Source organism: Hyphomicrobium sp. (genome assembly GCF_009026145.1).
GTDB lineage: Bacteria > Pseudomonadota > Alphaproteobacteria > Rhizobiales > Hyphomicrobiaceae > Hyphomicrobium_A.
On the sequence record NZ_WBUE01000010.1, the window covers coordinates 1 to 23826 of the forward strand.

The 23826-nt window shown below is 63.4% G+C and carries 19 protein-coding genes and 1 tRNA gene; 10 read left to right on the forward strand and 10 right to left on the reverse strand.

The window, feature by feature from the left end:
- Positions 1 to 362 precede the first annotated feature (362 nt).
- Positions 363 to 920, reverse strand: a complete 558-nt coding sequence (locus F9K20_RS09775) for a hypothetical protein (protein ID WP_291000606.1) — start codon at positions 918 to 920, stop codon at positions 363 to 365.
- A 266-nt stretch (positions 921 to 1186) separates the two neighbouring features.
- On the opposite strand from F9K20_RS09775, the gene F9K20_RS09780 reads away from it, so the two are divergent.
- Both F9K20_RS09780 and F9K20_RS09785 read left to right on the forward strand, forming a co-directional pair.
- Positions 1187 to 4747 (forward strand): AAA domain-containing protein, encoded by a 3561-nt coding sequence (locus tag F9K20_RS09780; protein WP_291000609.1) that lies wholly within the window; start codon positions 1187 to 1189, stop codon positions 4745 to 4747.
- Entirely contained in the window at positions 4744 to 6507 is a 1764-nt protein-coding gene (locus tag F9K20_RS09785; protein WP_291000611.1) for a phospholipase D-like domain-containing protein, read from the forward strand. The genes F9K20_RS09780 and F9K20_RS09785 overlap by 4 nt, the downstream gene beginning before the upstream one ends.
- A gap of 77 nt (positions 6508 to 6584) precedes the next feature.
- Here F9K20_RS09785 and F9K20_RS09790 read toward each other — a convergent pair whose 3' ends face one another.
- The gene (locus tag F9K20_RS09790) at positions 6585 to 7733 is read right to left on the reverse strand and encodes a hypothetical protein (RefSeq protein ID WP_291000614.1); all 1149 of its coding nucleotides are present in this window, start codon (positions 7731 to 7733) and stop codon (positions 6585 to 6587) included.
- A gap of 1088 nt (positions 7734 to 8821) precedes the next feature.
- On the opposite strand from F9K20_RS09790, the gene F9K20_RS09795 reads away from it, so the two are divergent.
- The gene (locus F9K20_RS09795) at positions 8822 to 9673 is read left to right on the forward strand and encodes an HNH endonuclease signature motif containing protein (protein WP_291000616.1); all 852 of its coding nucleotides are present in this window, start codon (positions 8822 to 8824) and stop codon (positions 9671 to 9673) included.
- 20 nt (positions 9674 to 9693) lie between these two features.
- Here the strand turns inward: F9K20_RS09795 and F9K20_RS09800 are convergent, their stop codons facing one another.
- Positions 9694 to 10020, reverse strand: coding sequence for a YnfA family protein (locus tag F9K20_RS09800; protein ID WP_291000619.1), 327 nt, complete (start codon positions 10018 to 10020; stop codon positions 9694 to 9696).
- A 379-nt stretch (positions 10021 to 10399) separates the two neighbouring features.
- Here F9K20_RS09800 and F9K20_RS09805 point away from each other — a divergent pair, with 379 nt between their 5' ends.
- A complete protein-coding gene (locus F9K20_RS09805) occupies positions 10400 to 10546 on the forward strand; it encodes a hypothetical protein (protein WP_291000622.1) in 147 nt (48 codons plus the stop codon).
- 2 nt (positions 10547 to 10548) lie between these two features.
- Here the strand turns inward: F9K20_RS09805 and F9K20_RS09810 are convergent, their stop codons facing one another.
- Positions 10549 to 12852, reverse strand: coding sequence for a recombinase family protein (locus tag F9K20_RS09810; protein WP_291000624.1), 2304 nt, complete (start codon positions 12850 to 12852; stop codon positions 10549 to 10551).
- A 539-nt stretch (positions 12853 to 13391) separates the two neighbouring features.
- Between F9K20_RS09810 and F9K20_RS09815 the strand changes: the two genes are divergently transcribed.
- Positions 13392 to 13823: a hypothetical protein gene (locus tag F9K20_RS09815; RefSeq protein WP_291000627.1), complete on the forward strand. Its 432-nt coding sequence runs from the start codon at positions 13392 to 13394 to the stop codon at positions 13821 to 13823.
- Here the strand turns inward: F9K20_RS09815 and F9K20_RS09820 are convergent.
- Positions 13807 to 15510, reverse strand: a complete 1704-nt coding sequence (locus F9K20_RS09820) for a site-specific integrase (RefSeq protein ID WP_291000630.1) — start codon at positions 15508 to 15510, stop codon at positions 13807 to 13809. The two genes, F9K20_RS09815 and F9K20_RS09820, sit on opposite strands and share 17 nt — an antisense overlap.
- Positions 15511 to 15620: 110 nt before the next feature.
- Between F9K20_RS09820 and F9K20_RS09825 the strand changes: the two genes are divergently transcribed.
- Complete coding sequence (locus F9K20_RS09825; protein WP_291000633.1) at positions 15621 to 16127, forward strand: hypothetical protein; 507 nt, start codon at positions 15621 to 15623, stop codon at positions 16125 to 16127.
- Here the strand turns inward: F9K20_RS09825 and ligD are convergent.
- Together ligD and F9K20_RS09835 are read right to left on the reverse strand one after the other, a co-directional pair.
- The gene (gene ligD / locus F9K20_RS09830; protein WP_291000636.1) at positions 16098 to 17999 is read right to left on the reverse strand and encodes a DNA ligase D; all 1902 of its coding nucleotides are present in this window, start codon (positions 17997 to 17999) and stop codon (positions 16098 to 16100) included. The two genes, F9K20_RS09825 and ligD, sit on opposite strands and share 30 nt — an antisense overlap.
- 107 nt (positions 18000 to 18106) lie before the next feature.
- Positions 18107 to 18520: a response regulator gene (locus tag F9K20_RS09835; protein ID WP_291000639.1), complete on the reverse strand. Its 414-nt coding sequence runs from the start codon at positions 18518 to 18520 to the stop codon at positions 18107 to 18109.
- A 210-nt stretch (positions 18521 to 18730) separates the two neighbouring features.
- Here F9K20_RS09835 and F9K20_RS09840 point away from each other — a divergent pair, with 210 nt between their 5' ends.
- A complete protein-coding gene (locus tag F9K20_RS09840; RefSeq protein WP_291000641.1) occupies positions 18731 to 19357 on the forward strand; it encodes a hypothetical protein in 627 nt (208 codons plus the stop codon).
- Positions 19358 to 19387: 30 nt separating this feature from the next.
- Here F9K20_RS09840 and F9K20_RS09845 read toward each other — a convergent pair.
- Positions 19388 to 19462: transfer RNA gene (locus F9K20_RS09845), tRNA-Gly, on the reverse strand.
- A 72-nt stretch (positions 19463 to 19534) separates the two neighbouring features.
- On the reverse strand, positions 19535 to 19918 hold the full coding sequence (gene mscL / locus F9K20_RS09850; protein ID WP_367238225.1) for a large conductance mechanosensitive channel protein MscL: 384 nt from the start codon (positions 19916 to 19918) through the stop codon (positions 19535 to 19537).
- Between the two features lie 204 nt (positions 19919 to 20122).
- On the opposite strand from mscL, the gene F9K20_RS09855 reads away from it, so the two are divergent.
- From F9K20_RS09855 to pip, 3 genes are read left to right on the forward strand one after another with little or no spacing between them, the layout of a single operon-like run.
- Complete coding sequence (locus F9K20_RS09855) at positions 20123 to 20383, forward strand: DUF4212 domain-containing protein (RefSeq protein WP_291000644.1); 261 nt, start codon at positions 20123 to 20125, stop codon at positions 20381 to 20383.
- A 22-nt stretch (positions 20384 to 20405) separates the two neighbouring features.
- Positions 20406 to 22241: a sodium:solute symporter gene (locus F9K20_RS09860; RefSeq protein WP_291000647.1), complete on the forward strand. Its 1836-nt coding sequence runs from the start codon at positions 20406 to 20408 to the stop codon at positions 22239 to 22241.
- A gap of 28 nt (positions 22242 to 22269) precedes the next feature.
- Positions 22270 to 23244, forward strand: coding sequence for a prolyl aminopeptidase (gene pip, locus F9K20_RS09865; protein WP_291000650.1), 975 nt, complete (start codon positions 22270 to 22272; stop codon positions 23242 to 23244).
- Here pip and F9K20_RS09870 read toward each other — a convergent pair.
- On the reverse strand, positions 23241 to 23696 hold the full coding sequence (locus F9K20_RS09870) for a secondary thiamine-phosphate synthase enzyme YjbQ (RefSeq protein WP_291000653.1): 456 nt from the start codon (positions 23694 to 23696) through the stop codon (positions 23241 to 23243). The two genes, pip and F9K20_RS09870, sit on opposite strands and share 4 nt — an antisense overlap.
- Positions 23697 to 23826 lie beyond the last annotated feature (130 nt).

Sequence of the window (23826 nt, forward strand, 5' to 3'; positions counted from 1 at the left end):
GATCTCTGAACCGTCACGACAGATCGTCCCGCGGGTTCCTTCTCCTCAGGCTTCCCGACGCCAGCCTACCCAGGCAGCGGCGAGGTGCGTGGATGGCTGGCATCCGTAACCCTCAGAGATTGCAGACATGCGACTGGAAAGGACTACGTCAGATACTAGGCTGCGCACCCTCGTCAGCATTCCAACGCTGAGCGGGCAAACCGCCGACTTCCGATAGCGGACTTGAAGCGACGTCGGCTTTCGACAAACGACCTGGTCGTTGACCAGGGCCATGATCGTACCGACCTGAGCAACGACCGGCGTGTAGAAGGCAATCACGGCTGTAATCAGCAGGCCTCGAAACATGTCATTTCCTTAGCTGCCTAGCTGGGCAAAACGATTAAAGGCATGATCGCAATAGCGGAGCTTGAAATGCAGCTCACGCAGGAGGCGGCAATCGCGTTCCCCCAGGCCAACATACCAAAAAACTGCCTGCTAGAAAGATTTCCATACCCATCACGCCAAACCTTGCCAGTGTCATCCTCGCGACCAATGCCCTCGCCTTCTCGACGCTCGGCCAGTGACCATCCCATCGCGTGGCCCCGCGCTAGCGCTGACGATGAGCTCGAGGGCGGCACCGACCACTGGGCCGACCGAACACAAGCGAACAGCGCGCCCGCTTGCCAAATCACGTTCGTTACCATCGACATCAACGGCCTCCGCATTACGTCACCGACGACGCCAATTACCGACTGCGCCTCGAACGCGTTCTTCCAACAACAGTGCCATTCGCTTTCATCCTCCCACCACGCCGTTGTGTGCCCAGATGCGGCACCCGCACAGCGCCGCTTCTGGCGATCACCGTTGGGCTGCACACCGGACAAGTCCCAGAAAGGGCGGACCGGGGTACGGCGCATGCCAGCGACATTGGCGAACTTCATGGTGTTGCCTCCATGGCCTGGCGTTCGTGACGCGCTGCTAAAGGAGAGCGGCAGCCGTACGGCTGTAGCTTCCATCAGCGTTGACCAGAGGATCTCTGTCGCCGGTTAGCCGCGGGGCAGTAGCGCCGCTCGACTCACGACCCCGTGGCCAATCGGTAGCCGCACGCCGTCGGCACGTTTTCATCCCCATGCAATTGAGGCCGTCTGCTGGGCGAGTCGGTGAACCCTATTCTCCCAAATGCTGCGTTCTTGTATAAGCCGCAACCATGAACGCACGCCGCGCGTCAAAAAGGGGCTTTCTCGCCGACTACGCTCCTGACGAAAGCTTCCTACTCAAGCCCGACCGAACCCTTGGCCGCCCCGGTATCCTCCGCGCGCGCGATCCGCAAGGCAACGATGTCCTCGTCAAACACTGGCCGCGTAACAAGTCCGTCGATGACGCCGACCTCGAGGACATCTGGCGCAGTGAGCTGAGGCAACTGCACCGCCTCGCCGCGCTCCCGCGCGCGGAAGAGCTGTTCGTCCCCGTACGCGCCAGCGGCAAAGACGACAAGGGTTTCTACCTCGTCCTCGATCCCGGACAGGCAAGCCCCCTCGACACCTTCCTCAATGCGGCGCGCAAGCCCGAGATCCTTGCCCGCGCGCGCCTGCCGAGATCGCGCCACCTCCTATGGTCAAACGCCAGACGCCTCGTCGAAGGCCTCGAGCTGCTGCACTCGCAGGGCGCCATTCACCGCAACCTCGATACTTTCGCTGTCGTCACGGCGCTCACACCAGAGCCCGACTTCCGCATCACCGGCTTCGAATGGTCGATGCGCATCGCCAGCAGCGGCGCCCCAAAAGGCAAGAAGAAGACACCGCCCCGCGGCAAGGAAACAGTATCCTTCGCCCACGACTGGCGCGATCTCGCACTGCTCATTGCCCGGCTGCTCGATATCCCCGCCGACAAACTGGCCGATTACAAGATCCCGCCGTCGGACGTCGCCGAGCACGCCTCCGCAGCCGAGGTGCGCCTGTTGCGCATCATGCTGGGCGTCGAAAAGGTCGAGCGCCTCGACGGCCCGTTCATCAGCAGCGTCCTGGATCCCATTCTCGACAGTATCGAAAGTGAAGTCGCGCGGCGCGACGCCCGCTATTGCCTCGCGTTGCGCTTCGGGCCAGAGAGCCAGTTGAGCCAGGCCATCCGTACGGCCTCTGGCAAGCAGATCGAGACCAGCGATGGAGAGCAGCAGCTCCGCTTCGTCGCCGACGACCTGGGCGCGCAGCCATTGTTCCAGACCTTGCGCGACGGTAACCGGCAACGGCACGTCCTCGTCGGCAAGCAGCTCACCTACCGCATCAATCCCTATCGCCAGCAGCGCACCGACGAAGAGCCAACCTGGGAATTTGCCTTCTGCGATCGCGCCGACGACGCCATCCCCACCCAAGGCGCCATTATCGGCAGCACGGCCTGCACGAACGCCGCCCTCGAGCTCGTCCCCCTGAATGTTGCCGTGCAGTCCTTTCCGCGCCGACGCGGCAAGGTACAAAACTGGACCGACCTGTTGTCGAAGACCAGCACGCCTTCGAAGGACAAGACAGACCTCGATCGCATGCACCAATCGCTGGCCGTGCTACTAATCCTCGAGATGGCCTATGCCGCTGCCGATATATTTCCGGTGCAGGTGGTCAAATCTCCGGAGCCCGCCGGCGGCGATACCTATGCTTTGCACGTCGCTTCACGCAACGATCCCGATCGCGCCAAGCTTTCCCAGCGTCTGCAGCTCGATGCGCCAGCGCAGCGTCTCGCCAAGATGCTAGACGGTGACGAGGTGCGCGAGGAGGGTGGGTGGATCCTCGCCGAAGCCCACATGCTCGGCGACAAAGTTCCGACTGCAACGACATGGCGATATATCGGCCGCAAGGACGTCAACGGCCAGCCATGCCTGAGGCTCGAAGGCCAGACGGCCGTCGTGCCGACCGGCGATGTCTTCCTCACCCCCGCCGGTATGACCGGACGCATCGCCCAGTTCAAGCGCCGACTCAATGCCCTCACCGCTCTACGCCAGCATACCGAGCTGCTCGGCATGCTCGCCGATCCGCGTGCCCGAATTTACGACACCCACGACCCCCTTGATGAGAACGACGCGCGTTTCAAGGCACTGGACGGCTCCAAGCAGGCCGCGCTGCGCGAGATCCTCTCCACAATTCCACTGTTCCTGCTGCAAGGCCCTCCCGGCGTGGGAAAGACTTATCTTGCCGGCGACGTCGTTCAGCGCCGCTTCGAGGATGAGGCGACCAGCCGCTTGCTGCTATCGGCCCAGAGCAACGCCGCCATCGACCACCTGATGAACGAAGTCAAAGGGGTGTTCCAAGCCCTGCCGGCCGACCAGCGTCCGCTCATCGTCCGCGCCCGCTCCGTCGACGACGATGAATCGGCGGGAGACCACGAGATCGATGTGCAGGCCGATAATTATCTTCGCTCCCTCGCCGACAGCGACCTCGTCGATGAAGCGCCTGCCCACCTGCGCGATCGCATCAGGGGTCTAGCCACGGCCTACAAAACCGTCGACCATGCAAGCACCGATCCCCTGATGCGCCGCACATCCTCGGAGGTACGGGCTTTCGAGGGCATGATCCTGAGGGCTGCGAACCTCGTCTTCGCCACCACCAACTCCCACGCCGTCGCACGCCTTATCGAAGAAAAGAGCCTGTTCGACTGGAGCATCGTCGAGGAGGCGGGGAAGGCAACCGGCGGGGAGCTGCTCTCGCCACTGCTGCTGTCGCATCGGCGGCTGATGATCGGTGACCACAAGCAGCTTCCACCTTTCGACGTCGATAAGATCGGCAAGCTGCTCCTCAGCCCCAAGAAGGTCCGCGAAGCGGTTCTGTTGGCCGATAACCTGATCTCCCGATACCTCAAGGAACCAGGCATCGACGAGATCTACCGCGAAGTGCAGAAGGAGACCGAGCTCGAGCACGTCTGCGCGTCTACCCTCAACGTGCTGTCGCTGTTCGAAACACTCATCGAGCAGGAGCTGCGACGGCAGAACGGAGGCCGCGGTCGGCCCATCGCGCGGCGTCTAAACGAGCAGTATCGCATGCATCCGGCGATCGCCCGCGTCGTCTCCCACTGCTTCTATGACAAAGAGCTGATCACCAACGACAAGACGGCGCGCAAGTACGCCGAAACGCCTCCACCCTTTGCCAGCACCGATCCCAAACGCCTGCCCGATCTGCCCATCGTCTTCATCGACATGCCCTATTCCCGGGCCGACAAGCCCGGTGCCAAATCCGGCGAGCGCGCGCCCCCTTGGTCCAACCCCGACGAGGCCCGCGTCGCGATGACAGCATTACGCATGCTGCGACCGACGCCCGGCGCCTCGTCGCCCTCGCTGGCCATCCTTTCGCCCTACCGGCAACAGGTGAAGCTGCTGCGCCAGAAGCTCGCCAGCTATCACGACGGCGGTAGCCTTCCGGATCTGAAAGCATTCCTCCCGGCCATCGGTGAGGGGGAATACTGCGGCACCGTCGACAGCTTCCAGGGCTCTGAGGCCGACCTCGTGCTGATCTCATTGGTTCGCAACAACCACCTGTCCACGCCTTCGGCCGCGCTTGGCTTCCTGCGCGACGTCCGGCGCATGAACGTCCTGCTCAGCCGCGCCAAATGGAGGATGGTCCTCATCGGCAGCCTCGACTTCTACCGTCACGTGGTCACGACCGCCGAAGCGCTTCCCGATCAGGATGTCGGATTCCTGAAAAAGTTTCTCGAGGCGCTCGAAGCCGCCGTCAGAGACAAGGATGCCGCCGTGATGTCGCTCAGCACGCTGGAGGGCAAACGGGGATGACGACCGTCTATGTCACCTTCCCAGTGCTGCGCGGCTCGAACAGGTTCTTCATCCAGGTTGGACGCCGATGGAGTGTCATTGAGCACCTTCTGCTGCACGCCGCTGCGACCAAGCCGGCGTCAGCGGCCGAGCTGGCCCAAAAGTCGCGCCTGCCGCGCCGCGTGGTGCTGGAAGCCTTCATACGCCTGATGCGCGCCGGTTGGGTGGAGATGATCACGGAACATGGCGTGCTCCTCTTCCGCGCAACCCCGATCGGCGCCGTCAACGCTCAAGCGGAGCAACTGCCCGCCGCCACGGTGATGCAGCAGCAGTGGCGATCCTTCCACATCGAGCAGGTCAGCGGCGGCGTGTTCCGTACGCGCGAGCTTGAAACAAGGCCGCTGACCAATCTTCCGACCACAAACGAAACTCAGATCGTCCGTCATTTGTCGGCCTCGTTCTCGCCTGGCCAGGAGCATCTCAGCCATGTCTACGTCGCCATCGAAGGCGAGGACGAGGAGATCGTCGGCATACAGCAGACAGGCGCCAGACTGACCGAGCGCCACGCCGTCGTTACGGTCAAGGACGGCGTCATTCAAGGATTGCCGGCACGCGCCTCCAAGGCGCTGCAGGCCGCAGTTCTGGAAGCCGCAGAAAAGGCACTCGCCGAAAGGCAGACCGCCCCCTCCAGCGGCAAACCGGCGGCGCACGTGTCGCAACAGCGCAAGTCGACCGAAGCGCCCGCGCCCTTGTCCCGCACGGCCCTATTCGATACCTCCGACCTCATCGTCGACGGCGACGCGCACAGAAAGTCACTCGAGGCGACCATCAGAGCCGCCAAGCAGCGGCTCATCATCCACTCAACGTTCGTCAACGACAAAGCTGCTGCGGCGTTGCTGCCTTCCTTGCTTCAGGCGGCGGCCCGCGGTGCGCACATCGACTTGATGTTCGGGCAAGCTGATGTCGAGGAGGAAGAAAATCCCTCACAGGCGGCCGCGCAGCGCCTCGCCGCAGCCATCGCCAATGCCGGCCGCAAAGATGCCGTCACCGTGCATCCCTTCTCCACGCACTCCCATGCCAAGATCATCGTCGCCGACAACGGGCAAGGAGCCTGGCAGGCACTGATCGGATCGTGCAACTGGCTGGCGTCTGACTTCAGCAGTTTTGAAACTTCCCTCAGACTGCGCGAACCCGCGATGGTGGGTGAGGTCATCCGCGCCCTTGCCGGACTATCCATGGGACGACCGGGCGTGTGGACCGATTTCGCTCAAGAAATGGCCGCGCTCGGCCGCAGGATCGAAAAGATGCCACGCGGTGCCGGCCGCACCGGCAACATGCGTCTCCTGTACGCCCATGACCACGCTGGGCTTCCGCTGGAAGCACGCGACAAGGCCAACGCCCGCATCTTTGTTCTGAGCCATCGTCTCGGCATCGCCGCGCGCCCTGTCGCCCTGCTGCCGATCCTCTCCGCCGTCGCTGCCAACAACATCTCCGCTCACGCTTACTATGGTCGCACGACCGGTCCCCTTTCCGGTGCCGCCAGCGCCGAGCTCATACGTGAATACAACAATCACGGTATCACCATACGCCCGGTACACCGGCCACGTCTGCACGCAAAGGTTCTCGGTTGGGACGACGACGCTCTGGCAGTCACCAGTCTCAACTGGCTGTCAGCCAATCCGCCCAAGGATAAGCCAATCAGCGAGCTGGGCGTTCTCGTGGAATCGACGAAGGTGGCGGAAAACTTCTTCAGGGTGTTCGACAACGCCCGTTACGACTGAGCAGTAGTGACCGTGCCATCCTCCCCGACGACGGCAGCGAGTGTGCAGCTGATGCACGCCTCGATGGAAATTTGCCGCTAGTCCTGTCCGGTGACGTAACGCCAGATCCCCGGCGGCAAGTGCGCCGCGAGCTCGGCCCTCAGCGCCGTCATCTCCTCGGTGTACATAGCGAGGGGCGCGCCAGTATCCGGATCGCTCGGTACCAGCGTCGCTAGATCGGCGTTGAGCGACACGAGGCCGGCGAACTTCTCCAGTTTTGCCCGCAGCTGCGGCGACAAACGCTCCCCGCTTCGGCGCAGCGAAACCTTGCGGCGCTCCTCGGCCTTGCAGGAGTTGAAGGTCCTTTGGACCGGCTCCAGGTCGCGGATCGCCGTTTCCAGGGCGGTCTGCTCGCGCTCGGCCTTCTCAAGATCGCGCAGGATAGGGCCGTAATAATCGTCCTTGGCCAGCTCGCCGAGGATAACGTCGCCGGGAAGACTTGCCCTGAGGCTCTTCACCATTCGGCTCACATCCTTGAGCTTCTCTTTGTGTGCGTGATAGGCGGCAAGATTTTCCGCCCGGTCGCCATAGCAGCGCGCGCTCGCCAGCTCATCGAGAGCGGTGTCCACTGGCAGCGTGTCACTCTCCTCGCGGCGGATGCGCTCGGCTTTCTCACGCGGGGTGTTGAACAGGCGGGTCATGAACTCACCCGAGTAGCCGCGCGCGCTGAGCATCGCCCGCACCTGTCCGATCGCGGCCGTGTAGGCGGATTGCGCCTCGGCATCGTCGAGAGCTGCGAATTCGGTTTTGGCAAAGTACGGACGGTGTATGCGTACATCGTCACCGCGTCGCACTGGGGCTGCGAGCCAGATCAGCGCGCAGGCGCTGGCACAGCCGCATTGCCCGTCGGCCGGATAGTTTGATGACTTGGAGCCGTGCTCACACTGGAAGCGGTATTCCGTCTCGACGCTTATGGCGTAGGTGTCGGCGAACTTCGCCAGCTTTACCGCCTCGGCGACGAGGCCACCTGGAGACGAAATGTGCAGGGTGTGGATCGGCACCAGCGCGTGGATGTCTTTGAGCTGATCAGTATCGCCTGCCTCGATCGTGCCGCCGATATAGACCGTCATGCCGTCAAGCGAGAGCGCTTGCATGCGGCTGGTGACATCAAGCCGCCGCCAGTCTTTGCCGGGGAAGCCCTCGAAATATATCTCGGCGGCGAAGGCCCCGGACCATGGGATCGCCATCAGCGAAGCTGCTGTGGATAGCATCCGCGCGGCCATGCGGCGGCGCCCGTGCGATTGCGACAACATTCTCCACTCGGGCCGTGCCTGAGCCTCCCCGCCGGCCCAACACTAGCATACGCGAAGATCGCGGAAGAAACGCTGGCCAATGCTGGGATGCCTGCCGTCCCGCTGCAGCCGTCCTGCCTTTAAATCCCAATAAACCGTCGGCGCCCATTCTGCCGGTTTTGCAAAGGCTGCCGCCAGCCCCCGCATCACCGCCCTACCGTCCGCCCAGGCTCATGCAAACATCCTTGCCGCTGCTCGTCGGGTCGATGAGATGCGGCTCCAGCCACACCGTCCAGCGCTTGATCGCGCCACCGATGCTGTCGCGTTGCGTCCTTCGACCAGGTCCGCTGCAACTCCATGGCGACGGCGTCGGCAATGTCCTTGGCGCTGGCGTCCGGGTTGATGCGCATCACACTGCGTGCAATCTGGATGCTCGCATCTCACTCACCGCCCGGCGCATGAGGATCTCGGCATCGATGTCGGGACTTGCGAGTAGGGTGACCTCGCTATTCTCGTAGCGCACCAGGTTCAGCGCACGCAGGTCACTCAGCTCATTGGGCAGGCGCTCACGCGGTCCAGCATAACCCAGGGGTCGCGGGTGCGTGTTCTGGATGGTCCGGAAGCGGAACTCCGCGTGATGCACGCGAAGGCTGCTCTACCTCACGAAGCAGACCTCTATGGGTTCACGTCGCCGGAGCAAACGCGGTCGTGCGTCGACTTCTGCTTCTGGGATGAAGCGCACATCGTCACGGAGCAGCCGCGACGACGTTTCGGTGACAGACTCGATGTCGGCTTCTGTATATTGTCGTCTAAGGGCCTGACGTTGCTAGGGCGCTAACTCTTCTCAATGGGATCTGCCGCGCTCAGAGTTTTTGAGCAAGTGCGGCTTCCCCGTCGACCGTTGCACCCTGGCGTGCTAGCGATCCAGCATGCGCTGTTGGTGGGTCAATCAGAACCAAACATTTCGCCACGAATTGGGGGGCGGGTACCTTTGGTCGCCGAAGCGCAATGCCAACGGCGCTCGCAACCCTTTCTATGAGTCTATGCGCGAGGTCGCGCCGGGCGATCTCATCTTCTCATTCGTCGATACACGCATTCCCGCGATCGGTATCGCCCAATCGTACTGTTGGGAGAGCCCAAAGCCTTCCGAGTTCGGCACGGCTGGACAGAATTGGGAGGACGTAGGTTGGCGAGCTAAAGTCACTTTCGTTCGCTTGCAGAACCAAATCCGCCCGAAGGAGCACATCGAGCTCCTGCGGCCGTTGCTCCCCGAGCGGTATTCTCCGCTGCAGCCTAGCGGCAACGGACTGCAATCGGTCTATCTCACCGAGGTTCCGCAGCTACTCGCCGAAGCGTTGCTCGATTTGATCGGGCAGGAGGCGAACCCGATTCGCCTCGCTGCTAAACACGTGCAGCCTGTCCCGGGCGACGACATTGAAGTTTGGGAAACTCAACTCGAAAGCCGGGTCATCGTTGATACTTCGATCCCCGAAACCGAACGACTAGCGCTGGTGCGTGCCCGCGCCGGGCAGGGGATCTTCCGAGATCGCGTAGCCCAGCTGGAAAAGGGCTGCCGTATCACAGGTGTTGACAATCCGACCCACCTCGTAGCGAGCCATTGCAAACCTTGGAGAGACGCACGCAACGAAGAGCGTCTTGATGGCGAAAACGGGCTCCTGCTCACGCCGAGTATTGATCATCTCTTTGATCGTGGCTTCATTGGCTTCGAAAACAACGGGCGCCTCATCATCTCGCCGGTTGCTCACAAGACGTCACTACGACGTATGGGAATCAGGGTGGATGAGCCGGTGAACGTGGGCTCGTTCTCGAGCGGCCAAAAGAGCTACTTGGAATACCACCGCGATGCCATACTGTTGCAGGCGGTACGCAAGTGACCGCGCTAGGGCGCGCAGTTTCAGCTGCCACCCCAAACGATTATTCCCATGCCCATCAGCGTGACTGCTACGCCAGCTATGTCCCACCCGCTGGGCGTTAGACCCTCGACGCTCCAGAGCCAGCACAGCGCTACGGTCGCATAGACGCCGCCGTAGGCGGCATAGACACGCCCAGCCGCCGCAGGGTGCAGCGTTAGAAGATAGGAAAACAGTGCCAGGCTGAGGGCGGCCACGGGCAGGAGCCAGAACGAGCCGTTCTTTTTCAGCCAGAGATACGGCAGATAACATCCTACAATCTCCGCAACCGCCGTCACGACAAAAAGGCCGAAAGTTTTCAAGAGGAACACGGGTGCTAAGCTCCAATCCCAGTGGGTTGGCGAGTACTTGACGCGCTCGGCAACTTGCGGAGCGCACGGGCTAAAGAAAGGGGTGAGATCGCCGCGCCCCTTCAATCATTGTCCTGGCGCTTTTTCGACGTTAGCGTGGACGTGGGGACAAGCGCCATGTTCAAGCTTGTCGCGCTAACACTTGCGGTCGCTCTATGCCAGCCTACGGTCGGATGTGCGGAGGACGTGTCGCCATCTTCGACTGAAGCGGGCGTGGAGCAAGGCGGGCGGGGCAAAACCCCTCTGCGTCCCGAGTGATGTCACGCCTGACATGATTTCGGCCTACCGGGCGTCAAGGGCTACACCGAATCTCTGGTGAGAGCTGCTATAGGTGCGGCCAATGGGGCATTGGGAGCAGATCGGAGCGGAGCGACACCGGGCGGCGCCGGTTTCGTCATGGCGCAAGCTCGCTGCTGGTCTCTTGATCGCCAGCGGCACCGTGTTGGCCTATGGACTGGTATTTCTGCAGCTGTGGAAGCTCTTCTGAGCTCAGTTTGTGTCCGCACCATCGAACCGGTGACGCAGCACCGATTTTAGAGCGCCCATCGCTTTCCGATTGTGCTGCTCGAGCCAAGAGCCCACATCAGGGTTTGCCATCAGCCTGCGCGCGAACGCGGCGAGGGTCACACCGTCGAGGGCGTCGCATCCGGAGCATGCGAGTGCACGCTTTGCTTCTCGATAAGTGTAAGCGCCTTCCGCGATCATGATCCTGCGCAACCGTTCACTCGGGCCATTGGCGCGGCTCCCAAATCTCTGCAGGAGTTGATGTTTAGGCGTAGCCGCGACCAGGGACAGGGTGTGGCAGTCGGTGAAGTCGTTCGTGAGAACCATTACTTCCGCAACCTCGATCCGACGTTCTGGTGTGAGCCTGTCGAGGAGCAGCCGAGCCTTTTGGCTCAGCGCGTTGCCGGAAATAAGTGCTATGGCGCGATCGCGAACACCCTCTTGAAATGCACGGCTATGCTCGTCTCTGTCTCGCCCAGTGCGGAACACGGTCGACGGTACGGACGAAATGCCTTGGAGGGCAAGTACCCTCACGAATCGGACATCGATGAGCAGCTTGACGAGAGTCTGACGCAGCTTGGAGATGTATGCGGCGGTCAGATCAGCTTTCGAGGCAGCCGCCCGTAGCGCACCCGTTGTCTTCACGAAGGCGCCAGCACCTGCCTTTCTCGACGCGGATCTGGAACGGCCTAGCTTAAAAGCGAGCGGTCTGACCGGGGGAGCATCTTCCCGACGGCTGCGACCATTGGCTGGTGCCGGGGACCACTCGGTAGCGGGATCGCATCGGGCGCAAAGGTGCCATAGAGGCTCCAGGCCGTTGGCGCGGAATACCTCCACCTGAACTGGATTGTTAGCGGCAAGGAGCAGACCGCGACCTATTTCAGTGACCGGAAAGAAATAATAGCAGACGGGGCGTTCTTCGTGCCCGTCCAGGATTACCGTGATTGTGAGATCATCATCGGTGCCTCCCCGCTTAACGACCCAACGCGGGATACCTCTGTCTCGCCGATGCCGTCGCGCGACGGATATGGATGCCGTGATTTCTCCATTTATGAGAAACCGGCAACGGCCGCGCAGGCGTTCGACGCTTCCACCGTGAGCCTCGATACCCTCTGCGACAGCCGTGGCGATTGTGCTTCTGAGTCTGCGCGCAGCCCCATCGATCGAAATGAGCGCAAGGTCGCGTGAAGGACTGAATCCTGCATCAGCGTACGCTCGCACGAGGCTGCCGAACCGCTGCCGAATGGCACCGCTTCCGAGGTAACCATCCTCTTTGATCAGTCGTGTAGTGATCTCGCCGTGCTCCGCGTGGATGCGCCGCAGCCGTCGCACGACATCATGGTCCGAGACGCGCCTCGCGCGCTTGGCTCTCACCTTCTGCGCCTTCTCAAACAGTTCACGACTGACGATGGGTTCGAAGGCACCTCGGTAGCGTACCCAAGTGCTGGGGTCGGTATTGCGGTGTTCGGTCTTGAGCTTGCAGGATTGGCGACCCCAGACACTGTCGCCGACGTATTTCTCCGATGTGAGTATCCGCTTCACGACCGCCTCTGACCAGCGGCCGCCGCTCTCGCTGCGAATGCCATCCAGGTTTAGGGCGTGGGCAATGGACCAGGTCCCCATGTCGTTGTGGACATAGTCTTCGTAGATGCGCTGTACGACGGCAATTTCTTCGGGAGGGCCAGGGACCAAAATGATTCTGTCCGTCGCGACGGACTTGCATTCACCCCGCGCCAGTAGACCCTTTCTTTCGCCGGACGCGTCGATCAGGCATCGCCGTAGTCCATAACCAGGACATCCACCTTGCCGGAAGCCGAGCTCGACCAGCCGCCTTTTTCCCGCGTAGACTTTGGTAGAGAGTTCGCGGCTGTATTCGGCGGCGAGTGCGCGCTTGACGACCTTGCAAATGCTCGCGAACGGGCTGCCATCGTTGGAAAATGGCTCGGCGCAATACTCGACGCGCACGCCGGCGAGCTTGCAGAGATACTCGAGATGCGCGCTCTCGTCGGCATCTTGAAAGCGGCCCCATCGCGAGACGTCGTAGACGAGAACGATCTCAAAGGGGCGTTCCCCGGAGACCACATCGGCGATGAGCTGGCACAGAGCTGGGCGGCCCGCGAGCGTAAGACCGCTCTTTCCTAGGTCTTCATAGGTGACAACAATCTCAATCCCACACGCTGCGGCGTAGTCGCCGATGGCCCGCTTTTGATTGGCAGTAGAATACTGCTGGTGCTCGGTCGACATCCGAACGTATTGCGCGGCACGGTACGACTGAGGTTGCGAGTTCATGGCCCTGCAGCTTTCACCTTCCGTGCATTGTGTTCGCCGAAGAGCAATGTGCTTTGTTTCGGCGTCAAGTCGATATCCATTGAAGCTGTCGGAATATCAACATGTGACGTAATCGTTGGAATACCAGGCGACTTTGGCGATGGCTCCGCCTCGCCGATCATGGGGCGGTCCAGGTCCGAAAATGTATATGCCCGGCCATAGGCATCGGATCGGTTTCTGTGCGGCCCAACGTGCGCAAATGGGATTGGGCAACTAGAGGCGTGTCTAATTCTGACGCTGAACTCTTGCGTGAGCGCGACGCAAAATCCAACGGGTCCATAATGCTGGCTTGCGGCTGCGGTTCGTGTGAGCACGAGATCTTTGGAGGTGGCAATATGACGAGTGGATATACTTAGTAACCAAGTATCGTTACCTTAAGGACCGGTTAGCGGCCCGTGTAGGCACTAGTATAAGCGGAAAAAAGATTTATTCAATTACTTGGCGATTGCCGAGAGTTGAGTATCCTCCGCCCAAGCAATGTCGCTTGAAGGAGACCAGTAATGCGCCGTCGTACTCCGCCGAATATCGACCCCAGCTTTGTCTTCGTTGCTCATCTCGCACGGGCGACTTCGGTCGTTCACGCGAACTGGACGGGCTACGCTAAGAGGGGTTTGCTTCCGCCGCTTGCAGACCACCCCGCATTCGGGGGGCTGGGTTTTTCGAAGCAAAAGATGCGGGAGTTCGCTCGCCTAACACCTGCCGCGATTGTAAAGCTGGAGAAGTGCGTCCTTATTTCCGGCAAGCGCAACGGTCACCCGGATCCCGTCGGTGCATTTCGCCGGGTTTGCGGTTTGAGCGACCCGCAAACCGAAGTCTCCGATCCGCTCCGAGAGGAGATTGCACTGGAGCCGATGGATCCGGTGGTGTCGGCCGTCCTGGAAGTTGCGAAGGGGCTACAGGCGGTTGCCGAGGCACTTACTCGCAGAGATTAGACTGAGGCTCGGGCAGGGAAACTGGTGGAAAGGGTTCACTAAAAAGAGGTGGCACCTTTGCCAATTCACGCCTCACTGCCCACAAAGCTGCGCTTGCATATCCGTCATGTGCGTCCTTCCCAACGTGTCCCAGGATAGCGCGGCGCACGTCGGGATCGACCCGCGCATTGCTCATTTCGCGCTTGAGAGTATGCCTTAACGAGTGGAATGTAAGGCGTGGGTCGAAGAGGCCCGCTCTATCCATCAAACGAGCGAAATCACCCGAAATCTTGTTGGCATAGCGGCCATCGCCGGCACACCTAAATGTCGCAAAGACGCGATCACGCTTGCGGGCATTTAGCCATGAGACAAACGCATCGGCGATCTGGGGATGCAACGGAACGGCACGCACGCTGCCCGGCGTTTTCGCTGATCGGCCGCTGAGATCGTCTATCTGGATGCACATAACCCCATCGATTTCGCGCACGTTGTGAGATGGCAGTGACGCGAGCTCTTCCAAGCGTGCGCCCGTGTATGCACCCAACCTTATGAGCCAGGCCATGTCGCTATTCTCACCGCTTTCTTCGACGGCTTGCGCAAGGACTCGAACACGTTCCTCACGCGTGAAGGGCTTACGGCGGCTGGCTTGCGGCCGGGTGTCCTTCGGCGGACGAATTCCGATCGCCACATTGCTAGCGGTACATCCTTGATCGGTCATGAACGCGAGCAGAGCCTTGATGCTCGTCAAATGACGCTCGACGGTCTTGGCCGACACGCGCGGTACGTCCTTTCCTGGATCTGCAAGTCCCCCGCGTTGGCTAGTCGGCAGTCGACGATGATCCGGCAAATCTTCGATCGCTTTCGCGAAAGAGCGTACCAGCTCTCGCGTGATGTCACGGACGGGCAGGTCTCCATGGAGCTCAATGAAACGCCGGACCGCTACGCGGTGCCGACGTTGCGCCGACACTCCCTGCTTGCGCTCACCAAACCAGGCCTCGGCTGCTGCGCTCACTCGGGGGTTGTTTGGATCGACGGCGTGTGGGAGGTCGACTCCTAACTTGGCAAGCACGCGGAGACCAGGTTTGAGACGGCGAAGGCGGACTTGCCGCCTCACCTCGAGTTCCTCCGCTACCGCCTCGTCGCCCGTCGCAGTATCGAGCGCTCCCAGTGCTTGAAGACTACCGCGCACGCCGGCGGCGAATTCTTCGAGACCTCCGGCGCTCTGGATCAACTCAAGCTCTTGCAGGGTAAGCGCGCCAAGTCGCTGTTGCGCAGCTAGCACCTGCTGCCGCTCGAGTTCCAGCTCGGCCTCGACGCGTGCCGAAGCGGCTGAGAAAAAGCGCCTGTGCCATGCCGGCGGCAGCGCCTGCACAAGTCGTGCGCTTCCCTCGGCTGTGTACTGCGGCGTCAGTAAGTCGGGCCTCTGGGTCGCCAGACGGACGGCATCACGTTTGGCTACGTCGACGATCGCACGCTCTTCGGCTTGCAATGCCGCGAGCCGCTCGCTTTGTCCCTTTTGTCGTATGCTGTCGATGATCCGATCGTGTTCGACAGCGAGGGCGCGCGCACGCGCTTCTGCCAGGCGCAGCTCACCGGTTTTGAGCGATTGCTTCCACCACTGACGATTGCCGAGAAGGGGGCGCACGTCCGCTGGAACGTAGCGGCGATAATGGTAGGTGCCTTGTACCTTGGCGACGTAGCGGCTCAACTTTTGACCCAGCATTTGACCCAAACGGCAATGAGTTTTGACCCAAAACGCGGATGCCGCAAGTGGCAAGCCTATGAAATCAGGACATTTACCCTAATCTTAAAGGTCGGATGCAGACATACCTGGTGCACATGCGCCAGCCGCGCCGGCTATGGCACGAGCTGGGCGCGCGCCGCTTCATCGGTTTTCAGGTGTTGATGGGCGGCATGATCCTGTCGGCGCTGGTGCATCCGTGGTTCTACCTGCTCATCGCCTTCGACCTTTGGCAAGGACGCCTGCTCGGCGTGCCGGACACGGTATTCGGGCAATGGCTGCTCGGCATCGGCATCTTCAACCTGATTGCCGGATACGTGAGCGCCATCGCGCTCGGCACGGTTGCGGCGGCGCGTCGTGGGCGGCTGAGGCTGGCCGCCCACGCGTTGATGATGCCGGCCTACTGGCTGGCGATTTCGTACGCTGCCTATCGCGCCCTCTGGCAGCTCGTCGCGGCACCCTACTACTGGGAGAAAACGGAGCATGCCGGGCGCGCCAGCGCACACGCAGCGGCCCCTGGTGAAGACGCTACGCCGGCCCCCGCGCTCGCCGTTTCAGGTGAAGAAGCGCAGCGCCTCGCGTGAGATGCGCTGACGCGTCGTGAAGTAATCGCTCCAGGGATCGGTCTTGCGCTTGATGCGCTGCAGGATGGTCGGGATCGTGAACACGTTGGCGGCCTCGATGCGCGGCAGCTCTGCCCATGCCACCGGCGTTGAGACGCTTGCCTGCGGCCTGGCGCGCGGTGAATAGGGCGCGATGGCAGTCGCCCCGCGCTCGTTGCGCAGCCAGTCGATGAATATGCGGCCCTTGCGCCGCGCCTTGGCCATGGTGGCGACGAAGCGCTCCGGCTCGTTTTCCGCCAGCTTGATGGCAACGCCGCGGGCAAAGCCCTTGACGACCTCCCAGTCCTGGCTGGCATCGAGCGGCACCACGACGTGAATGCCCTTGCCGCCGGTGACGAGCGGGAAGCTTGCGAGCCCGGCCGTCTGCAAGAGATCGCGCACGTCGCGCGCGGCCGCGCACACCTCCTCAAAGCCGACGCTCGGGTCGGGATCGAGATCGAAGATCAAGCGGTCGGGGTGCTCGAGCGTCCGCGCACGCGCCCCCCACGGGTGGATCTCGAGCCCCCCGATCTGGGCTATGGCGATAAGCCCAGCCACATCGTCGATCATCAGGTACTGCGCAATGTCGCCGTCACTTTCCTCGACCGCTACGGATTTGAGCGCCGGCGGCATCCCCTTCTTGTGGTGGCGCTGGAAGAAACGGTTCTCGGCTTCCCCGTGCGGGCAGCGCACGAGGCTCAGCGGCCGCTCGCGCACGTAGGGCAGCATGCGCTCGCTGACGGCCAGCAGGTACTGGGCGAGATCGAGCTTGGTGAGCCCAGCTGCGGAGAACAGGACGCGCTCCGGGTTCGACAATTTGACGCCGGCAATATCGTCGCTGCTTGGGCTATTGGGCATGGCCATCGCCATCTGCGCTTGCACCTGCCGCGCTGGCTTGTCGCCGCGCAGGCCGAGGAATGCAGGATGCCGCAACAGCCCGTCCGTCGTCCGCTCGGTGAAGGCGATCTGCGCCACGAGGCGCGGCTCGACCCAGTGCGCATCGCGGCTGATGGCGCGCGGGGCATCGATGAATGGGCTCGTCTTGCGGCGCAGCCTCGCAAAGCGCGCGCCCAGATCATCGAGCGTCGCGGCGTCGAAGCCGGTGCCGACGCGGCCGCGATAATGCAGCTTATCGCCGACGAACTCGCCCAGCAGCAGCGAGGCGAAGGGGCGCCCTTTCTTGTCCGAGACGCGGTAGCCGCCGATGACGAACTCCTCATTGCCGAGGCACTTGGTCTTCAGCCAGCTAAACGTGCGCCGCGACACGTACGGCTTGTCGGCCTGCTTGGAGACGATTCCCTCGAGACCCATGCGGCAGGCGTGCGCGAGCACCTCATCGCCGTGCCCGGCCACGTCCTCGCTGTAGCGGATCGCGTCCGGCGCGCCCTGCAGCAGCCTGCGCAGGATCTCCTTGCGCCGCTTGAGCGGCTCGCCCCGCAAGTCACGGCCGTCGAGCTCGAGAATGTCGAAGACGTAGTAGGTGAGCGAGATACGCGCATCCTTGAGGGCGTTCTGCAGGCGCTGGAAGCTGGAGCGTCCATGCTGGTCGAGCGCAACGATCTCGCCGTCGAGCAGTGCGCTGCCGACGTTGAGCTCGCGCAGCGGGGCGGCGATGGGGGAGAATTTCTCGGTCCAGTCCTGCCCCGAGCGCGTGTAGATGCGGCAGCGGCCTCCGGCGAGGGCAGTGATGGCGCGGTAGCCGTCGTACTTGATCTCATGCAGCCAGTCGTCGCCGCCAGGCGGCTCGGCGACGAGCGTTGCAAGCTGCGGCGCGACGAAGGCAGGCAGCGGCGCGGCGGAGCGGGAGGAGGCGTGCTCCGGGGCGTGAGTTGCGAGAGCCTTCGAGCGGGGCATCGGCGCTGACCTATAGCGCGCCTTGAAGGTTCGGCCAGGGCGTGGACAAGGCAAATTCCTGCTGCAAAATGAGCATCCTAATTTGCACGCCGGCAGTAAAGTCCGGTTTAAGGCACCAACTTTGGAGCGGCCGCCGGCAGCCGCGCGCGCGGATCGGCGACCTCGCGTACGAGGCGCAGCAGCGTCGAGGCCTTCACGGGCTTGGTCAAGAAGCGCACGCCGCCGGGCAGGTGCGCCTTCGACGGCTCCAGCACGCCGGAGACCAGCACGACGCCGGTGCGCGGGGATTCTTCGCGCACCCGCCGGGCGAGCTCGAAGCCGTTGAGGCGGCCGGGCATCGCCACGTCGCTGACCACGGCGCACACGCCGCCCTCGGCGAGGCGCGACAGCGCCTCCTCGCCCGTCGCGGCCTCGACCACGTCGAACCCGGATTGGCCGAGGATGTCGGACACGTAATCGCGTACCAGCGGCTCGTCCTCGACGACCAGGACGGAAGCCGCGCTCGTAGAAGGCCTACTCATGGGATGTACAACGAGTGGTGGATGGTTGCCGTTCCGCTGCAACGCGCCGCCTGGCCGCGCTCCGGCGGAAATTCGCTGCCCTGCGGCGAGGCGCCGCTGCAACTCGTGCGAGCGGCCATCTGCCCCCGGCGTGTGCCCCGTCGGGCACCGTCGCACTTTTTGCTTGTGCATCACTTGAGCCAAGCGCGGGAATCGCCGCCATGTGGGCAGATGGAACGGCACGTCCTCACGCTCAAGTACGATGGCCTCGATGCCGCCTATTACGGCGGGATCGGCACCGGGGGCTCCAAGCAGGTCGTTGCCGGGGCGCAAATCCTGTTGGGCGCGCATGCGCACTACTACCAGAGCGCCACGGTGCCGGATCGCATCAACGACAGCGCGCCCGGCTTCGTCATCCGCGATCTCGGCCGCAAGCGCGGGTCGCTGATCGCGGAATTCCTCCTTGTGCTGATGGCGGATGCGGTGTGGGACGCGGCGAGGTACAGCTTCACGTCGTTCGTGCTCGAGTCGTACGCGGCGGCGAAAGGCGGGCGGCTGTTCGATGGTCCGCCCTTCGACCACCGGCCCGCGACGCTCGCTAGGGCCGACGGCGGGAACGAGCCGGTATTCGATCTGGCCGGCGAGAGCTTGGCTCAGCGCCGGCGGCTGTTGCAGCGCGTCAGGCAGGCGCGCGAGCACATCTCGGCGCCGATCCGGGTGACGGCGTCGCTGGTCGAGATGTCGCTCGACGGCTACCGCCTCGACAGCGTCCGGAGCCGGCTGCCGTCCGAGGAGGACATCAACGCCGGGCTGCAGCTGTTCCGCGCGGCAGCGGGCATGGCGCGCCGGGCGAGCTAGCGCCCCGTTTGGGCATTTCGGGCAGGAGAGTGGAGCGGGCGATCGGGATCGAACCGACGACATTCAGCTTGGGAAGCTGACGTTCTACCACTGAACTACGCCCGCGCTCTGGCATGGCATGTAGCACAGGCCGGCCCCCGGCGAAAAGCCGAAGGCGCGGCCCGCGCGCAGATGCCCTCAGGCCTTGCCCTTGACCAGGGCGTCGCGGATTTCCTTCAGGTAGATCTCCGACTGGGTCGGCGGCGGCGGGGCGGCGGGTGCCGGGCGGCGGATGATGTTGATACCCTTGATGAGGAAGAACAGCGCCACCGCGGTGATCAGAAATTGGATGATGGCGTTGAGGAACAGGCCGTACTTGATCTCCACCGCCTCCACCGGCTCGATGGCAAGGTTGGAGAAGTTTACCCCCGCCGTGATGTAGCCGATGATCGGCATCAGGATGTTGGCGACGAGGGTGGAGACGATGGGCGTGAAAGCGGCGCCGATGATCACCCCGATGGCGAGGTCCAGGGCATTGCCCTTCATCGCGAAGTTCTTGAATTCTTCCCACATCTCTTTCATTGGCGGCTTCCCTCGGCTAAGGCGACTGGTCGGGGGCCCTGCTGCGGCGCCCCGGAACAGCTTAAGCCAAGAAAAGCGAGCCCAGAACCGGTCTTGCGGGGTGGTCCCGAGGCATCGCGCCATATATGCGTCGCACTGTTGGCGTGTACGTGATGCGGCTGCGCCGGGGCCCTTCCCGGGCATCGGGCGAGGGGAGCTGACGACATGATGGAGCGCAAGGAGCGCAAGCCGTACTGGCGGCACACCAAGTGGCAGATGCTGGCCAGCGTGGTGCCCTTCCTGGTGCTGATCATCGTGCTGCCGCTCTACGCCGAGAGCCTCAACGGCGAGCGTTTTCTCGGCTTCCCGCTCGGCTACTTCCTCAGCGCCCACGGCATCGTGGTGATCGCCATCTTCACAGTGGCGAGCTTCGTCAACCGCCAGGATGCCATCGACCATTGGCATGGCGCGCACGAGGACACGTGAGAGCGCGGGCGGGTAGATAGCCATGTCCGTCACCTCGCGCACCCGCTTCGTCAATCCGCGGCTCGGGACCTACTTCGGCATCTTCGCCAGCTCGCTGGCGGGGCTCGTGATGCTGCTGCTCATCTTCGAGGAGCTCGGCACCTCGGACGCGCTGCTGCGCTGGGGGATGCTGCTCGGTCCGCTCGTGCTCTACGCGGCGATCGGGCTGTGCGTGCCGACGCAGGAGCCGCTCGAGTTCTTCGCCGCCGGGCGTCGCGTGCCGGCCGGCTACACCGGGCTCGGCATCGGCGTCGCCACCATGGGCGCCACCGGCATCGTCGCCATGACCGGCGTGTTCTTCCTCATCGGCTTCGACGCCCTGTGCCTGATGATCGGCGGCCTCGCCGGCTTCGTCATCATGGCGGTGATGCTGGCGCCGTTCTTCCGCAAGTTCGGCACCTTCACGGTGCCGAGCTATCTTGGACGCCGCTTCGAGAGCAAGAGCGTGCGCCTGTTGTCGGCCGCGCTGCTGGCCGTGCCGGCGCTGCTGATGCTCGCTGCCGAGCTGCGCATGGGGGCGTTCGCCGCCGGCTGGCTTTCAGGCCAGCCGCAGAGCCTGATGATCGTCATGCTGGTTGCCGCCTTAATCGTCACGGTGGTGCTCGGCGGCATGCGCTCGCTGACCTGGTCGGGGAGTGCGCAGGCGATCGCCGCCGTTCTGGCGCTGCTCGTGCCGGTCACCATCGTCGCGGTGATGGTCACCAACTTCCCGCTGCCGCAGCTGACCAATGGGCCGCTGTTGCGAGCCTTGATGCACAGCGAAGCGGCGCAGGGGCTGCCCATCGTCGACGCGCCGGGGCTCGCCTTTGCGCTGCCGGGCGAAGGCGTCGCCCACATCGCCAAGCGCTTCAGCGCGCCGTTCGGCGCCATCGGGCCGACGGCCTTCGTCGTGGCGACGCTCACCGTGATGGCCGGCGTCGCCTCCTCGCCCTGGCTGATCCCGCGCGTGACCATGACTCCCGGCGTCTACGAGACGCGCAAGTCGCTCGGCTGGGCCACCGTCTACTTCGGCCTCATCATGCTGACGGCCGCCGCGGTGGCGGTGTACATGCGCGATTTCCTCATGGACATCGTCAAGTCGGGACCGCCGACGGCGCTCCCCGAATGGATGCGCCAGCTGGTCGATCTCGGCTTCGCAAAGGTCGATGCCGCGACGGCGCCGCTGACGTACATGAGCTTCGGCTTCGCGCGCGATGCCGTGCTCTTGAGCCTGCCGGTGGCGGCAGGCTTGCCGAGCGTATTCGTGTATTTCGCGGCGACCGGCATCGTCGCGGCGGCGCTGGTCGGCGCCGGCGCCACGGCCAGCGCGCTGGGCAACGTGGTCGCCGAGGACGTCGTCAACGGGCTGTCCTGGGAGCCGCTGCCGCGCACGGGGCGCGTGCATATCGGACGGCTCGCCATCGCCGGCGCCGCCGTAATGGGTGGATTGGTCGCGCTGCTGGCGCCGACCGACCCGCTGCGGCTGCTGCTGTGGTCGCTGGCGCTGAGCGGTTCGACATTCTTCCCGGTGATCGTGCTGTCGATCTGGTGGAAGCGCATGAATGCGTTTGGCGCCATCGCCGGGATGGGCTGCGGATTTTCCGTCGCCGTCCTCACCATCCTGGCCGGCGAGGCCAACATTCTCGGCCTCGACGGCGCGCTGGCCGGCATTCTGGGACTGCCGGCGGGTGCCGCGGGTGCCGTCCTCGCCAGCATCACGACCCCCGGACCGAGCCGCAGCGTGTTGGAGCTGGTGCGTGAAATCCGCATTCCCGGCGGCGAGGTCATATACGATCGTGAGATGCGGCTGCTGCGGCTCAAGAACCGCGAACGCGGGTGAAGTAGCGCAAATAAATGGGAAGACCTCGATGACCGTGCATGAACGGCTTGCTCTCTATCCGGCGCTCGAGCCGTATCGCACCGGTATGCTCGATGTCGGCGACGGGCATACGGTCTACTTCGAGGAGTGCGGCAACCCGCAAGGCGAGCCGGCGCTGCTCGTGCACGGCGGTCCGGGCGGCGGCTCCAACCCCACGATGCGCCGCTTCCATGACCCCAACCACTACAGGATCATCCTGTTCGACCAGCGCGGCTGCGGTTGCTCGACCCCGAACGCGTCTTTAGAGGCCAACACGACCTGGCATCTCGTCGCCGATATGGAGCGGTTGCGCGAGCACCTCGAAATCGAGCGCTGGCAGCTGTTCGGCGGCTCGTGGGGATCGACCTTGGCCCTCGCCTACGCCGAAACGCACCCGCAGCGGGTCGCGAGCCTCATCCTGCGCGGCATCTTCCTGGTGCGCCGGGCCGAGCTCGAGTGGTTCTACCAAGAGGGCTGCAGCTGGATTTATCCCGACGCCTTTGCCCCCTATCAGCAAGTCATCCCGCCGGCCGAGCGTGGCGACATGATCGCTGCCTACTACCGGCGCCTCACCGACCCCGACACGCAAGTGCGCCTCACCGCCGCCAAGGCATGGAGCGTATGGGAGGCCTCGACGCTGTCGTTGCTGCAAGACGCCGAGCGCATCCGTCACTTCGGCGCCGATGCCTATGCGATCGCCTTTGCGCGTATCGAGTGCCACTACTTCGTCAACGGCGGCTTCTTCGCCAGCGATGACCAGCTGCTCGCCGATGCCGGCCGCCTGCGCGACATTCCCGGCACCATCGTGCATGGGCGCTACGATGTCGTGACCCCGGTCAAGAACGCCTGGGACCTGAAGCGCGCCTGGCCTACGGCCGAGCTGCGCATCGTCGCCGACGCTGGTCATGCAATGAGCGAGCCGGGCATCGCACACGAGCTGGTATCGGCAACCCGCCGCCATCGGCGCGGGCCAGCTGGGGCCTAACCGTCGAATGTGCCCAGGTAGTGGAGTACGACCTCGCGGCGGTGCGACCGGTCGCGATGTTCGACCACGTAGATTCCCTGCCAGGTGCCGAGCAGCATCTTTCCCGCCTTGATGGGGATCGATAGCGAGGTTGCCGTCAGCGCTGCCTTGATGTGCGCCGGCATGTCGTCCGGCCCCTCGATGTCGTGCACATAGGGGCGGTCGCGCGGGGCCAGCCGCTCCAGCGCGTCGAGGAGGTCGGTGTGCACGTCCGGGTCGGCGTGCTCCTGGATGAGCAGGGACGCCGAGGTGTGGCGGATGAACACGGTGAGCAACCCATCGCCGGCTCCGATCTGCGCCAGCCAGCCGCGTACCGCCGCAGTCTGATCCGACAATCCGGGCCCGCGCGTCTGGACCGCCAGCGTGTCGAACGCCTGCCCGACTGTCGTGTCGGCTGGTGACCTTGTCGTCATCTGCATCACATCGCTGGCCGCTGCACCGCAATCAATGACGCCGGCCAGGGCCGATCGGGGCCCATCTTGCGGCTAATTGCGCCTGCCGGTGCGATTTTCATGCGCTGCTTAACCTCACGTTTACCGCGAC